Source organism: Cohnella panacarvi Gsoil 349 (assembly GCF_000515335.1).
In the GTDB taxonomy this organism is placed as follows: Bacteria; Bacillota; Bacilli; order Paenibacillales; family Paenibacillaceae; genus Cohnella; species Cohnella panacarvi.
In genome coordinates, this window is record NZ_KI911563.1 from 3690446 (window position 1) to 3705095 (window position 14650).

General features: G+C 58.8%; 12 protein-coding genes. 7 read left to right on the forward strand and 5 right to left on the reverse strand.

The genetic code is table 11. The annotated features are described in order from the left end of the window. Window positions 1-326: 326 nt before the first annotated feature. The 5 genes from COHPA_RS26175 to COHPA_RS0117825 all read left to right on the forward strand — a co-directional run bounded on the left by COHPA_RS26175 (window position 327) and on the right by COHPA_RS0117825 (window position 7865). A complete protein-coding gene (locus COHPA_RS26175; protein WP_281173027.1) occupies window positions 327-467 on the forward strand; it encodes an ATP-binding protein in 141 nt (46 codons plus the stop codon). A gap of 81 nt (window positions 468-548) precedes the next feature. Next, entirely contained in the window at window positions 549-734 is a 186-nt protein-coding gene (locus COHPA_RS0117810) for a hypothetical protein (protein WP_027087506.1), read from the forward strand. 54 nt (window positions 735-788) lie between these two features. Next, window positions 789-1472 (forward strand): CAP domain-containing protein, encoded by a 684-nt coding sequence (locus tag COHPA_RS0117815; RefSeq protein WP_027087507.1) that lies wholly within the window; start codon window positions 789-791, stop codon window positions 1470-1472. A 273-nt stretch (window positions 1473-1745) separates the two neighbouring features. Continuing rightward, window positions 1746-6356: a glutamate synthase large subunit gene (gltB, locus tag COHPA_RS0117820; protein ID WP_027087508.1), complete on the forward strand. Its 4611-nt coding sequence runs from the start codon at window positions 1746-1748 to the stop codon at window positions 6354-6356. A gap of 24 nt (window positions 6357-6380) precedes the next feature. Next, a complete protein-coding gene (locus COHPA_RS0117825; protein WP_027087509.1) occupies window positions 6381-7865 on the forward strand; it encodes a glutamate synthase subunit beta in 1485 nt (494 codons plus the stop codon). Between the two features lie 46 nt (window positions 7866-7911). On the opposite strand, the gene COHPA_RS0117830 is transcribed toward COHPA_RS0117825, so the two are convergent. The 5 genes from COHPA_RS0117830 to COHPA_RS0117850 all read right to left on the reverse strand — a co-directional run bounded on the left by COHPA_RS0117830 (window position 7912) and on the right by COHPA_RS0117850 (window position 12488). Continuing rightward, window positions 7912-8511, reverse strand: a complete 600-nt coding sequence (locus tag COHPA_RS0117830; RefSeq protein WP_027087510.1) for a response regulator transcription factor — start codon at window positions 8509-8511, stop codon at window positions 7912-7914. Beyond that, window positions 8508-9665, reverse strand: coding sequence for a sensor histidine kinase (locus COHPA_RS0117835; protein WP_035119634.1), 1158 nt, complete (start codon window positions 9663-9665; stop codon window positions 8508-8510). The genes COHPA_RS0117830 and COHPA_RS0117835 overlap by 4 nt, the downstream gene beginning before the upstream one ends. An 86-nt stretch (window positions 9666-9751) precedes the next feature. Beyond that, entirely contained in the window at window positions 9752-10768 is a 1017-nt protein-coding gene (gene desA / locus COHPA_RS0117840; protein WP_027087512.1) for a Delta(5) desaturase DesA, read from the reverse strand. A 420-nt stretch (window positions 10769-11188) separates the two neighbouring features. Beyond that, the gene (locus tag COHPA_RS0117845) at window positions 11189-11563 is read right to left on the reverse strand and encodes a VOC family protein (RefSeq protein WP_027087513.1); all 375 of its coding nucleotides are present in this window, start codon (window positions 11561-11563) and stop codon (window positions 11189-11191) included. 88 nt (window positions 11564-11651) lie between these two features. Next, entirely contained in the window at window positions 11652-12488 is an 837-nt protein-coding gene (locus tag COHPA_RS0117850) for a helix-turn-helix transcriptional regulator (protein WP_027087514.1), read from the reverse strand. Window positions 12489-12610: 122 nt separating this feature from the next. On the opposite strand from COHPA_RS0117850, the gene COHPA_RS0117855 reads away from it, so the two are divergent. Then, window positions 12611-13606 carry a Gfo/Idh/MocA family protein gene (locus COHPA_RS0117855; RefSeq protein WP_027087515.1) on the forward strand — a complete coding sequence of 332 codons (996 nt, stop codon included), beginning with the start codon at window positions 12611-12613 and terminating at the stop codon, window positions 13604-13606. A gap of 26 nt (window positions 13607-13632) precedes the next feature. Beyond that, window positions 13633-14592 (forward strand): aldo/keto reductase, encoded by a 960-nt coding sequence (locus tag COHPA_RS0117860; protein ID WP_027087516.1) that lies wholly within the window; start codon window positions 13633-13635, stop codon window positions 14590-14592. The last annotated feature ends 58 nt before the right edge of the window (window positions 14593-14650 follow it).

Consider the following 14650-nt stretch of genomic DNA (forward strand, 5'->3'; position numbering starts at 1 on the left):
TTTAGGCGCTTCCCAGCCCCGACTCGTTCGGGGCTCTTTGGCGTTCGGATCACCGAAACCTGCATATGTGCAGGTGAATTACGCTCAATGCCGCATCATGTGGTCAGTTGCTGCAATGATACAGGTATTTGTTAAGTGTAACGCAGATGGACGCCATCACCGCATAATAACAGTATTTTCGCAGGAATGGTCATCCAATGGGATTCACCGAGCTCACAAACTGCACCATTGCAGGTCTTCCATCCCAGGGAAGATAACATACGATTGAATCCGTTCAAACTCCGTACAAATTCCGCCGTTATAATGGTACAGGAGAGAGACGCACAATAGTCACAAAGGATACAAGGCACGGCATCGGCCTGTCGATCGTGAAGCGCATCGTCGATTTGCACGGCGGCGACATCCAAGTCTCGAGCCGCGTCGGCGAAGGCACGAAGATTTCCGTACGGCTGCCGAAGCACAGGTAAACCGACATTGTATTCTCCGTACACAGTCCGTACAAATTCGGTCGCTATCATGCAACTTAGACAGAGGAGAGAGAACCGCAAGTGAGCGGATTAACGAAAATCAGTTTGAAGAACGGCGTCGCCGTCGTTATTCTGTGTTTGCTCGTGCTCGGGTACGGATTTTATTCGACGACGCAAATCAAGCAGCAGACGTTCCCGGATCTGGAGTTTCCGGCCGTGTTCGTGCAAGTCGTCCAGCTTTTTCGTAATCCGAATGAGGCCGCGTAAGTGTGGGGACAATAAGCCGCAGCATCCGGTTCAACCTTCTATAGGAGGCGGCTTATGAACGTAAGAAACAAGCGGGTGTTACTTGGACTTGTTGCGGCGTTGTGCGCATTGACGGTTATGGGCTCCGGTTGCGGCCGACAAGACAATGACAACGGCATGAAGGCGCACGTCAGCTCGGTCGTCACGAATCTGCCCTCGAATGCGTACGTCGTGAGGCAAGGCGATACGTTGTGGAAAATCGCGCAGCAGTACCATGTGAGCGTCGAGCAGCTGCTATCGTCGAATCCGGCGCTGTCGGGCGACGCGACGATCTATCCGAATCAGACGATCAACGTTCCGTCCAACCAGAACTTGGGCGGATTCGAGGCACAGGTGCTCGCGCTGACGAACCAGATGCGGGCGCAAGCCGGATTGCAGCCGTGCTCGGGATCGGACGCGAACTTGAACCGCTCCGCGAAGGCGAAGTCGGAGGACATGGCGACGAACAATTACTTTGCGCACGAGTCCCCCACTTACGGCGATCCGTTCGCGATGATGCGCAACTTCGGCGTCACCTTCAACTCGGCGGGCGAGAACATCGCTATGGGCCAGCAGACGCCGCAAGCGGTCGTGGACGCATGGATGAACTCGCCCGGACACCGAGCCAACATCATGAACGGCTCGTTCACGCATCTTGGCGTCGGTTACATCGTGGAAGACGGCAAGCCTTACTGGACGCAGCAGTTTATCGGAAAATAGTTGACCAGCACCCTCGCCCTTTGGCGGGGGTGCTCTTTTTTGGCGGAAGAGTTGTAGTTCGACTAGCCCGAACTGCAGCGCATCAATGGGACATTTTACTCCTTACGGTTCGACCACCCCGAACTGCAGCGCCTTCCTCCCTGCAGACATCCCGTAACGGAGTGGTTTGCAAAAAAAGGAATATCGGCTCAAATCTTGAATTAACAATAGATAGACATCCAGTCAGTCGTGCGTGCTTAAAACCTCATTCTACGAACAGAAAGGTTGCACACGATGATGCGGAATCGGTTACCGGAGAAGCAAGGGCTGTATGATCCCCGCTATGAACACGACGCCTGCGGCATGGGGTTCGTCGCGAACATTAAGGGGCGCAAATCGCACGAGCTCGTAGGGCAGGCATTAACGGTATTAAGGAACTTGGACCATCGGGGAGGACAGGGATCGGAGACGAACAGCGGCGACGGCGCGGGCATTCTGCTGCAAATTCCCGACGCGTACTTCAGGCGCGAGCTGAAACGGTCGGAGATCGAGCTTCCCGAAGCCGGGGATTACGGGGTCGGCATGCTGTTCCTGCCTCGGGACGAAACGCTCCGCGGGACGTTCGAGCAGCGGCTGGAGCGGATCGTGCGGGAAGAAGGACAGACGCTCGTCGGTTGGCGTACGGTTCCGACGAACGACGAGCTGCTCGGCCGGACGGCAAAGGCGGCACAGCCGTATATCAGGCAAGTGTTTATCGGGAAGCAGGGGGACGTCGGCGACGACGAGCTCGCTTTCGAGCGCAAGCTGTACGTCATCCGCAAACGCGCCGAGCAAGCGATTCGATATAGCGGTGAACAAGGCGGAGAATCCTTCTACGTATCCAGCTTGTCTTGCCGTACGATCGTCTACAAGGGAATGCTCGTCCCGGAGCAAGTCGACTCGTACTATTCGGAGCTGAAGGACCCGGATGTCGTGACGGCGCTTGCGCTCGTCCACTCCCGGTTCAGCACGAACACGTTTCCGAGCTGGGAACGGGCGCATCCGTATCGCTATATCATTCACAACGGAGAGATCAACACGCTGCGGGGCAACGTGAACTGGATGCACGCGCGCCAGTCGCTCGCTTACTCGGAGCTGTTCGGCCCGGAATCGGAGATGGCCAAAGTCAAGCCGGTCATCGACCAGGACGGCAGCGATACGGCGATGTTCGATAACGCGCTCGAGTTCCTGTACATGTCCGGCCGTTCGCTGCCGCACGCCGCGATGATGATGGTGCCGGAGCCGTGGGCGAATCACGAGAGCATGAGCCCGGACAAAAAAGCTTTCTACGAGTATCATGGCGCGTTGATGGAGCCGTGGGACGGACCGGCGGCGATGGCGTTCACCGACGGTACCCGCATCGGCGCGTTCCTGGACCGGAACGGACTTCGGCCGTCGCGTTATTACGTGACGAGCGACGATCTGATCGTTCTCTCCTCGGAAGTCGGGGTGCTCGACATTCCTGCGGAACGCGTCGTTCGCAAGGAACGTCTGCGTCCCGGCAGAATCTTGCTCGTCGATACGAAGGAAGGCCGGATTATATCCGACGAGGAAGTCAAGAACGGCATTGCGTCCCAGCATCCTTACGCGGAATGGCTGGCCGAGCATCTGATCGAGCTCGAGGAGCTGCCGGACGCGCCGGAATTGCCGAAGCAAGGCCGCGAGACGGTGTTCATGCGCCAGCGCGCGTTCGGCTACACGTACGAGGAGTTGGGCAAAGTGCTCGAACCGATGGCGCAAAGCGGCGTAGAGCCGATCGGCTCGATGGGCTACGACGCGCCGCTCGCGGTCCTATCGGAGCGCCCGCAGCGCATCTACAGCTACTTCAAGCAGCTGTTCGCGCAAGTGACGAATCCGCCGATCGACGCGATTCGCGAGGAGATCATTACGGCCACCGGGACGACGATCGGACCGGAGCGCAACCTGTTGCGTCCCGAGCCGGAGAGCTGCCGGCACATCAAGGTGAAATCGCCGATTCTGACGAACGAGGAGTTCGCGAAGATTCGGCATATTCGCAGGCCCGGCTTCAAGTCGATCACGCTGCCGATGCTGTTCGAAGCGAGCGAAGGCGCGGCCGGATTGGAAGCGGCGCTCGAAGGAATGTGCGAGGCGGCCGACCGCGTCATTGCGCACGGGCACAATCTGCTCATCCTATCCGACAGAGGGATGGATCGGGACAACGCGGCCATTCCGGCGCTGCTCGCCGTGGCATGCCTGCACCACCACCTCATTCGGCAGGGGACGCGCACGAAGGTCAGCTTGCTCGTGGAGTCGGGCGATCCGCGCGAGGTGCATCACTTCGCGTTGCTGCTCGGGTACGGGGCGAGCGCGATCAATCCTTATTTGGCGCTGGAGTCGCTGGAGGACATGATTCGCCAAGGGCTTCTCGTGAACATCACGCACGATAAGGCGATCGTAAACTATATGAAGGCGTCAATTAAAGGCGTCGTGAAGGTATTGTCCAAAATGGGCATCTCGACGATCCAAAGCTACCGAGGCTCGCAAATTTTCGAGGCTGTCGGGTTGTCGCAATCGTTCGTGGACGAATATTTTACGTGGACGCCATCGCGGATCGAGGGGATCGGTTTGGACGTCATTGCCCGTGAGGCCTTAATCCCACATATGAAAGCGTTCGCTCAGCAGGAGCGGAGCGAGCTCGTGCTGCCGCCTGGCGGCGAGTACCAATGGCGCAGGGACGGCGAGGAGCACATTTACCAGGCGCAGACGATCCATGCGCTGCAGCAGGCGTGCCGGACGAACGATTACGGGCTGTTCAAGAAGTTCTCCGAGGCGGTTAACGGACGGCAGGGGCAGCTATTCACTTTGCGCGGGTTGCTCGAGTTCAACGCGTCCGACGGCGATGCCGTGCCTCTCGACGAAGTGGAGTCGGTCGACGACATCGTCAAGCGGTTCAAGTCCGGCGCGATGTCTTACGGCTCGATCAGCAAGGAGGCGCACGAGAGCATGGCGATCGCGATGAACCGGCTCGGCGCGAAGAGCAATACGGGCGAAGGCGGCGAGGACCCGGCCAGGTTCGTGCCGGACGCGAACGGCGATTCCCGTCGCAGCGCGATCAAGCAGGTGGCTTCGGGACGGTTCGGGGTGACCAGCCATTATCTCGTCAACGCGGACGAGATTCAGATTAAGATGGCCCAAGGAGCGAAGCCGGGCGAAGGAGGTCAACTGCCGGGGCGAAAGGTGTATCCGTGGATCGCGGAAGTTCGCGGCTCGACGCCGGGCGTCGGCTTGATCTCGCCGCCTCCGCACCACGATATTTATTCGATCGAGGATTTGGCGGAGCTGATCCACGATCTGAAGAACGCCAACCCGCGGGCGCGGATCAACGTGAAGCTCGTGTCGGAGGTCGGCGTCGGCACGATCGCGGCGGGCGTAGCCAAAGGCCGGGCCGACGTCGTGCTCATCAGCGGCTACGACGGCGGCACGGGCGCGTCGCCGCAGACGAGCATACGCTACGCGGGCTTGCCGTGGGAGCTCGGGCTCGCGGAGACGCACCAGACGCTCGTGCTCAACAACCTGCGCAACCGCATTGTCGTCGAGACGGACGGCAAGCTCATGACGGGCCGCGACCTCGCGATCGCGGCGCTGCTCGGCGCGGAGGAATTCGGCTTCGCGACGTCTCCGCTCATCGCGCTCGGTTGCGTCATGATGCGCGTCTGCCACCTCGACACGTGTCCGGTCGGCGTCGCCACGCAGAATCCGGAGCTGCGCGCGAAGTTCGGCGGCGATCCTGCGCACGTCGTCAACTTCATGCGATTCGTGGCGCAGGAGCTTCGGGAGATCATGGCTCGGCTCGGCTTCCGAACCATGATCGAGATGGTCGGCCGGACCGATCGGTTGAACCCTCGTCAAGCGATCGCGCATTGGAAAGCGAAAGGAGTCGACCTGTCGCCCCTCTTATACCAGCCGGAGGTCGGCTCGGACGTCGGCCGTTACCGTTCAACCGAACAAGACCATGGCTTGGATCGTTCGCTGGATCGGTCGGAGCTGCTTAAGCTCGCTGAACCGGCGTTAACGTCAGGCAATCCGGTCCGCGCGACGCTGCCGATCCGCAATACGAATCGGGTCGTCGGCACGATTCTGGGCAGCGAGGTCACCAGGCGCTATGGCGCCAAGGGGCTGCCCGACGATACGATCAGCTTCGATTTCCACGGCTCGGCGGGACAAAGCTTCGGCGCGTTCGTCCCGCGCGGGATGACGTTGCGGCTGTTCGGGGACGCGAACGACTATGTCGGCAAAGGGCTGTCCGGCGGCAAAATCATCGTCGCTCCGCCGAAGGAAGCCGCGTTCAAGGCGGAGGACAACATCGTTGTCGGCAACGTCGGTCTCTATGGAGCTACTGGCGGAGAGGCTTACATTCGCGGCATTGCGGGCGAGCGGTTCTGCGTTCGGAACAGCGGCGTATACGCCGTGGTCGAAGGCGTGGGCGACCACGGCTGCGAATATATGACGGGCGGACGCGTCGTTATTCTCGGCAGAACGGGGCGCAATTTCGCCGCGGGGATGTCGGGCGGAATCGCGTACGTATGGGATGAGGACGGCACGTTCCTCGATCGATGCAATCTGGAGATGGTGCTGCTGGAGCGTATGGGGCACGAGGTGGAGTCCGAGATGCTGCGCCGCATGATCGAACGGCATGCCCGGTACACGGATAGCGAACGGGCGCTCTCGCTGCTCGAGCATTGGGAGGAACGGCTGCCGCAGTTCGTGAAGGTGATCCCGAAAGATTACAAGCGGATGCTCGAGGCGATGGAGCGGCTTACGACGGAAGGTCTTGGCGCGAACGAAGCCGCGATGGCCGCATTCGAAGCGAATATGAAGGACTTGTCCCGCGTAAGCGGCAACTAAGCCTGAGGCGACGGAGGAGTAACGATGGGGAAATCGACCGGTTTCATGGAGTACCGAAGGGAATTGCCTCCTGAGATGAACCCCTTGGAACGCATCCGCAATTGGAGGGAATTCCAGCTTAAGGCGTCCGAGGAGCAACTGAGGGAACAAGGCGCCAGATGCATGGATTGCGGCATTCCGTTCTGCCATACCGGGCAGATCATTAACGGCATGGCGGCCGGCTGCCCGGTCAACAACGTCATACCGGAGTGGAACGATCTCGTGTATCGCGGGCTGTGGCGGCAGGCGCTCGACCGGCTGCATCAGACGAACAATTTTCCGGAGTTTACGGGACGGGTATGCCCAGCGCCTTGCGAAGGTTCGTGTACGGTAGGGATCAATGACCCGCCTGTTACGATCAAGAACATCGAGAAGGCGATCGTCGACCGCGGGTTCGCCGAAGGGTGGATCGTGCCGGAGCCGCCTGCCGTGCGCACCGGCAAGAAGGTCGCCGTCGTCGGCTCCGGGCCGTCGGGGCTGGCGTGCGCGGCGCAGCTCAACAAAGCGGGCCACTCGGTAACGGTGTACGAGCGCGCGGATCGCGTCGGCGGATTGCTGATGTACGGCATTCCGAACATGAAGCTGGATAAGCGGACGGTGGAGCGGCGCGTCGAGCTGCTGCGGCAGGAGGGCGTTACGTTCGTAACCGGTACGGAAATCGGTCGAGACCTCCCGGCTGCCCGGCTGCGGGAGGAGTTCGACGCCATCGTGCTTTGCGGCGGGGCGACGAACGGACGAGATCTGCCGATCGAAGGGCGCGGGCTGAAAGGTATTCATCTGGCGATGGAGTTTCTGCACGGTAATACGAAGAGCCTGCTAGACTCCGATCACGAGGATAAGACGTACATTTCCGCGGAAGGCAAAGACGTCATCGTCATCGGCGGCGGCGACACCGGCACGGACTGCGTCGGCACGTCGCTGCGGCATGGCTGCAACAGCATCACGCAGTTCGAGATTATGGGCAAGCCGCCGGAGACGCGCGCGGCCAACAATCCGTGGCCGCAATTCCCCCGGGTGTATAAGCTGGATTACGGCCAAGAGGAAGCGAAAGCGCTGTACGGGAACGACCCGCGTCAGTACCTGATCTCGACGAAACGGTTCGTCGGGGACGAGGACGGCAATCTAAAGGCGCTGCACACGGTCGAGATCGAATGGAAAGCCGGCGCCGACGGGCGATTCGGTCCGGTCGAAGTGCCGGGCTCCGAGCGCGAATGGCCGGCGCAGCTCGTATTGCTCGCGATGGGCTTCCTCGGACCCGAGCCGACGGTGTTAGACCAGCTCGGCGTGGAGAAGGACGAACGTTCGAACGCCAAAGCCGAATACGGCAATTACGCGACGAACTTGCCCGGAGTATTCGCCGCCGGAGACATGCGTCGCGGCCAAAGCCTCGTCGTCTGGGCCATCAACGAAGGGCGCGAAGCCGCCCGCGAGTGCGACCGGTACTTGATGGGGGAGACGTTGCTGCCTTAAACAACAAAATCCTGCTGCGGGCTCGTAATGCCCTAGCAGGATTTTGTTATTTGAACCAACCCTTCTCCTTCAGCCGAGTAATGGCTTCGATCCGGTTCGATACTTTGAGTTTATCGAGGATGACGGAGATGTAATTGCGCACGGTGCCCGTCGTAATATACAACTGTCCGGCGATTTCCTTCGTCGTCTTGCCGTCGGCGACCAGTCCGAGCACTTCGCGTTCCCGTTCGGTCAGCGGATTCTCCTCGCGGTACGCTTCGTCCACCAGCTCGGAGGAGTAGATCAGGCGTCCGGCCATAATGCTGCGAATGGAATCCGCGAGCTCTTCGATCAGGCTGTCCTTCAGCAAGTAGCCGCGAACCCCGCTTTTCATGGCTTTCTCGAAATAACCGGATCTCGCGAACGTGGTCAGGATGATGACTTTGCAGCCGTGGTCCTTGAGCTCCTCGGCCGCTTCCAGCCCGCTCTTGACCGGCATCTCGATATCCATCAGGCAGATATCCGGCTTGAGCCGGCGAACGAGCTCGACCGCTTCCTTGCCGTTGCCCGCTTGGCCTACGACTTCCATGTCCGGCTCTAAATTGAGCAGCGACGCGAAAGCGCCGAGCAGCATCCGCTGATCTTCGGCGACGACGATCCGTATCATGATCTGACCTCCTCGAGCGGTTGTTTGACGAGATTAGGCACCCGCATCAGCAGCGTCGTTCCGTTCCCCGACTCGATCTCGAGACTCCCGTTGATGAACTCGAGACGTTCTTTCATGCCGCGCAAGCCGTTGCCTTGGGTATTGCCTAGCGGTTTGTCCGGCATCTTGTCAAGCTTGCCCAATCCGACCCCGTTGTCCGTCACTCTGATGAGAAGCTCCGAGTCCGTGGATTCCATCGATACCGTGCAGCTCGTGGCATGGCTATGCTTCACGATATTGTTGACGGCTTCCTTCAAACACATGCTTACGACGTTCTCGCTCAGCAGCGACATGGAGATCGACTTCGAATCGCCTTCCAGACTCAGTTCGATCTCCGCGGCCTTCAACATTTGCCGCATATGGACGATTTCGTCCTCGATCCGCATGCCGCGCATATTCGTGACGATTTCCCGGACTTCCTTGAGCGCGCTTCTGGCCGTCAATCTGACGTCGAGCAGCTCGGCCTGCGCCTGATCGGGGTCGCGGCTGATCAGTTTCATGGCTAAATCGCTTTTCAGACCGATGAGCGACAGCTTCTGGCCCAGCGTATCGTGAAGGTCGCGGGCGATGCGTTGCCGTTCCTCCAGCTTAACGAGGTCGGAAATCCGCTTGTTCGCGTTCTCGAGCTGGCCCTCCAGTTGCTCCCGTTTGTTGCGGTTGTACGTGCTGATCGGCAACAGGATGACCGCGATCAGGCTAATGAGAACGAACGGGAACTGGGTGAGCAGGAGCGAGTTCTTGGTGACGAATCCGTAGTTGATCGTAGCGATCGTGCCCACGAGGTGGATCGTATACAACGTGAAGAATCCTGCTCGATTGCGGATGTTGCCAATGAAAAAAGCGAGAAACAAAGAGAAATAGACGTATCCGTATACAACGGTCATGGCGACCGAGATCGCGATCTGGGCGCCGGTCCAGAAGTAAATCTGCCATCCCTTCGCCAGGAACGACAGGGCATAACATCCGAAGAACGTAATCACCATCGTGATGCCGATGACGGTCTCCAGCATCGACGAGGAGTGAATGATGAAGTAGAAAGGCAGTATGCAGAACACGACCCATACGTAAGGGCTTAGGCCGGTATTGCGGTGAAACGTCTGATGCCACTTTTGGATTGTCGGCGCCCCCTCGCGTACGGCTTTATGTCTCTTATTTTATCATAACCGTCCGATAGGCATGCTCGTTCGCTCCAAAGCGCCGATTAAGCGGCAAGCTTCCGGGCTCGTTTCCCGCGTTTAAATTCCTTGAATCCGATGAACTTCTTGTTCTCTTCATCCCACAGACGGAAATGGAGCGACTTCAAGCTTGTGCGGAGGTCGATCGTCGTCGCCTTATGCAAAGGCGGGGTAGCGTTATGCGCTTCTTCCAGCCGATAATTCGGCACTCTCGGACTGAGGTGATGGACGTGATGGAACCCGATATTGCCGGTGAACCATTGCAGCACCTTAGGCAGCTTGTAATACGAGCTTCCTTCGACCGCGGCTTTCACGTAGCTCCATTCCTCTTCGTGCTCGAAGTAGGAGTCCTCGTATTGATGCTGAACATAGAACAACCAGATGCCCGCGAGTCCCGAGAAGAAGAAGACAGGGGCCTGAACGAGCAGGAACGCTTCCCAACCTACGGCCCAGCACAGCAAGGCGTAGAGTAACGCGATGGAGACGTTCGTCACGTACGTATTGATTCGCTCGCGGCGTCTCGCACCTCTGCGATTGAACCGGTAGTCGATGAGGAAAATATAAATCGGCCCTAAGCCGAACATGACCAGAGGATTGCGATAAAAGCGATAAGTGAACCGCTGCCACGGAGACGCGGCGGCGTATTCGTCGACCGTCATGATCCACATGTCGCCGATTCCGCGCTTATCCAAGTTGCTGCTTGACGCGTGATGGATGGAATGGGTCGTCTTCCATTGATGGTAAGGGACGACCGTCAGGATACCCGTAATCGTGCCGACGATCTCGTTGGCGAGCTTGCTCTTGAAGAACGATTGATGACAGCAATCATGGAAAATAATGAACGTCCGCACGACGAAACCGGCCGTAATGACGGCGATCGGAAGCGTAAGCCAATAAGAGACGGCCAAGCTGTAATAAGCGGCTAGCCATGAAAGCGCAAGCGGAACGAGCGTATTGATGAGTTGTCGGACGCTTGCTTTCGCATCGTTCTTCTCGAAGGGGGTCATCTTCCTCTTCAATTGCAATTCTGGGGATGTCGCCAATCGGGTTCCTCCTCGGACTCGGTTGCGAGTCGCTAGTCTACTACTATCATTGTAGGTGAGGGACCGGAAGGCGAGACAGTCATAAACGTCAGGGGGACATATATGACGAATGTCATATGTTGTCGGGCCGACAAGGCGTTCAAGTCGGGCGAGAGGATGGATTTACAACCATTCGATAGTAATTTTCGAGGAATCAGGCGGTAGCGGGAAAATAACAACCGTTCGACGGTTATTTGATCACGAAGACGTGAGTTGGCGGATACAGAACCTAAATAGTTGCACATCGTTGCTATTTCGCGATGATGGCACATTGGGGGGCGAAATAAATGCAAATGGCTGTTATTCCGTGACGATAAGAAGAACCGGTCGGAGGCGGCAGTCGGAGTCGATTATTGCCATCCTCTCGTCCAGTTCGTAACCTCAAGGCCGCTCCATGAACTCGATCCGGTTGCCGAAAGGATCGTTGACGTATAACCGCTCGATGCCTTCCTCGGCGCGCGCATCATCGTCGATGACGGCGATTCCTCGGAGCCGCAGATGCTCGCGGAAAGCCCCGAGATTCCGTACGAGGAAGGCGGGGTGGGCTTTCTTGGCCGGCGCGAAATCCCTCTGCACGCCGATGTGGACCTGGTGGGCGCCGCATTGAAACCAGACGCCGCCGCGCGCCCGCAGCGGCTCCGGTTTCGGAATTTCGGCCCAGCCGAGCCGTTCGCCGAAGAACGCGCGCGCGTCCGTTTCGCACCCCTCCGGCGCTGCCAATTGAACGTGATCCAGACCTTCGTATGCGAATGCCATCGGACACCCTCTTTGCATGTTGTTTCATTCAGTGAAATTAAGTTTCATTTTTCGATATGTTTATCATACCGCAACACCGCACCAACGTCTACCTCCCGTGCAACAACCGATACGCGGCAGGCGTCACTCCCTCTTTCTCCTTAAACCGTTTGATGAAGTAACTGGCGCTAGGATATCCGCATGCTTCGGCCACTCGCTGAACGGGTTGGTCCCGATCGTCCAGCAGAAGCTGCTTGGCGCGGCGAATTCGGCACAGCGTGACGAAATCCATCGGCGACATTTGCATCGTCCGACGGAACAGCTTGCAGAAATAATGGACGCTGACATCCAATTCGGAAGCCCAGCGTTCGAGCGAGAACGGCTCGCAAGCCGCATCCTGCAAGGCGGGAAGCAGATCGGCGATGCCGATGACGGGAGCGGGCGATTTTCTCGTGCGGTAGGGTACCGCCTCGGCCATGAATTCCGCCAATACGCCGTAGGTCAGCGTTGAAAGGACGGACGGCCGAAGCAGCTTGCTGCCTTGCGCCTCCCCGATCAACGCTTCGAAGTTGTCGAGCAGCCGTTCCGGCCGATGGATCGACCAGACGATCGAGCTTCGCAGTCCTTGCCCGGTCAGCAGCTCCGGCAGCAACTGTCCGTAGAAGTGAATCCAGTACACGTCCCACGGTTCATCCGTGCAAGAGTAATAACGCTGCGGCCGGTTCGGAAAGTAGAAGAACGCGTCGCCGGCTTGCAGCAAGCGCCGTTCGCCGTCTTCCTCGACGTAACCTTCTCCGCTCGCGACGACGTGCAGGTTGAAATACGGCAACGTGCCCGAAGCGCGGACGGCTTCATGATCCGGCATCTCCGCGTACCGGCCGACCGACTCCGGAAGAATAAGGTACGGGCTAAGCTCCATCGTCGGGAACGAGCAGTGGATTCTCAATAGACACACCGCCTAATCTTAAATGACAATATCGTTATATCGAAATCAATATCATTTTATATACATGCAGAAATCGTAAATTTATAATAACAATATTCATATATGCAAAGGAAGAGGATGAGATGGACAAGAAGTTGAGATGGGGCATCGTCGGAGCTGCCGATATTGCGCTGCGGTCGGTCATGCCGGGCATTCAGGGTTCTGCTACGGGGGTCATTCAAGCGGTGGCGAGTCGGGGGCTCGAGAAAGCGAGCGCGGCCGCGGCCCAATTCGGAGTCTCTCAAACGTACGGAAGCTATGAGGAGTTGCTGCAAGATCCGAATATCGATGCGGTTTACATTCCGCTGCCGAACCATTTGCATCGGGAGTGGACGATCCGCGCGGCGGAAGCGGGCAAGCACGTATTGTGCGAAAAGCCGCTTGCCTTGACCGCGGCGGAAGCCCAAGAGATGGTCGACGCGTGCGCGAAAGCCGGAGTCGTGCTCGCCGAAGCGTTCATGTATCGCCATCACCCGCGCATGGAGCAGATCAAACAGCTCATCGCGGATGGAGAAATCGGCGAGCTCCGGGCATTGAGAGGCGCGTTCACGTTCAATAACGCGGCGGACTCGAACAATATTCGCTACCGCGCGGATTGGGGCGGCGGCGGACTCTTCGACGTCGGATGTTATCCGCTTACCGCGGCGCGATACTTCATGGGCCAAGAACCGGAGGCGGTAACCGTTCATGCGTTCTTCTCGCCGGAGCACGACAACGTCGACATGATGGCTTCGGGCCTCGTCGAATTCGAGGGCGGCGTCGCGTTGACGTTCGATTGCGGCATGTGGGCGAACTTCCGCCAATCGTTCGAAATCGTAGGAACGGACGGCCGGATCGACATTCCGAACGCTTTCATCGCGAACGGCGAGGACGCCGCGTTCACGGTGACGAACAAGAACGGCACCCGCGAAGTGAAACCGGATATCGTCAACACGTATGCCCGTCAAGTCGACGATTTCGCCCGCGCCGTATGGAAGGAGCAGGTACCGCTGTTCCCCGAGGACGATGCCGTTCGGAACATGAAATTGATCGAGGCTTGCCTGAAATCCGCGCGAAGCAAAGCCAGAATCGTGCTCTAACCCTATAGCATCGGAGGATGGTCGAGATGAGCCATGCACAGATGGATTCGATTGCGATATACGGGCTAAGCCGTCCGGTAACCAAACTCATCCTCGGATCGATGATGCTAAGCGAGGAACGGACGGCGGAATCCGCCGAGCTGCTTGACGCATACGTCTCATCGGGCGGCAATGCGATCGATACGGCGCATGTCTACGGTCCTTCCGGCGCGAAAGCGCTCGGGAGATGGATGCGGGACCGCGGTAACCGGAGCGGGCTCGTCCTTATCGGCAAGGGCGCGCATCCGAACGAACTCGGCCCGCGCGTGACGCTCGAGGCGATGGGGCAGGACTTGAACGAGTCGCTCGATCGGCTGCAGACCGACTACGTCGATATTTACATGCTGCATCGCGACGACCCGGGCAAATCCGTCGGCTACATCCTCGAGTCGCTGAACGCGTTGCTGGAATCGAAGCGCTGCCTTGCGCTCGGCGCTTCGAATTGGTCGGTCGCGCGCATCGCGGAAGCGAACGCGTATGCGGCGGCGCACGGGCTAACCGGCTTTGCTTGCAACAGCCCGAACCTGAGCTTGGCCAAGCCGAACGAGCCCCGCTGGGAAGGCTGCGTATCGGCGGGCGAAGAGGACATCTCGTGGCACGAGCGGTCGCAGCTGCCGCTGCTGTCCTGGTCGTCGCAGGCGGGCGGATTTTTCACCGGGCGCTTCTCGCCGGATCTCCGCGAGGATGCGGAAGCGGTTCGCGTTTATTACAGCGACGCCAACTGGGAGCGGCTTCGCCGGGCGAGGCTGCTTGCGCGGCGCAAGGGCTGCGACCCGAACCAGATCGCGCTCGCGTACGTCCTGCATCAACGTTATCCGGCTTGCGCGATCATCGGGCCGAGCAATCCGTCCGAGCTGCGCTCCAGCTTGCCGGGTCTCGAAGTGAGCCTAACGGAGCAGGAAGCGGAGTGGCTCGATTTGCGGCGGCCCGCGGAGTTCGTCTCTTGACAACGGATCGGATCGGCGTATAATAAGCCCTAACAATTCGATACGGACATTATGCCGA

Coding starts and splice junctions, on each gene's coding strand:
- COHPA_RS0117830 (WP_027087510.1), bottom strand. CDS start 8,511: ATGATACGGATCGTCGTCGCCGAAGATCAGCGGATGCTGCTCGGCGCT.
- COHPA_RS0117815 (WP_027087507.1), top strand. CDS start 789: ATGAACGTAAGAAACAAGCGGGTGTTACTTGGACTTGTTGCGGCGTTG.
- COHPA_RS0117825 (WP_027087509.1), top strand. CDS start 6,381: ATGGGGAAATCGACCGGTTTCATGGAGTACCGAAGGGAATTGCCTCCT.
- COHPA_RS0117860 (WP_027087516.1), top strand. CDS start 13,633: ATGAGCCATGCACAGATGGATTCGATTGCGATATACGGGCTAAGCCGT.
- COHPA_RS0117855 (WP_027087515.1), top strand. CDS start 12,611: ATGGACAAGAAGTTGAGATGGGGCATCGTCGGAGCTGCCGATATTGCG.
- COHPA_RS0117845 (WP_027087513.1), bottom strand. CDS start 11,563: ATGGCATTCGCATACGAAGGTCTGGATCACGTTCAATTGGCAGCGCCG.
- gltB (WP_027087508.1), top strand. CDS start 1,746: ATGATGCGGAATCGGTTACCGGAGAAGCAAGGGCTGTATGATCCCCGC.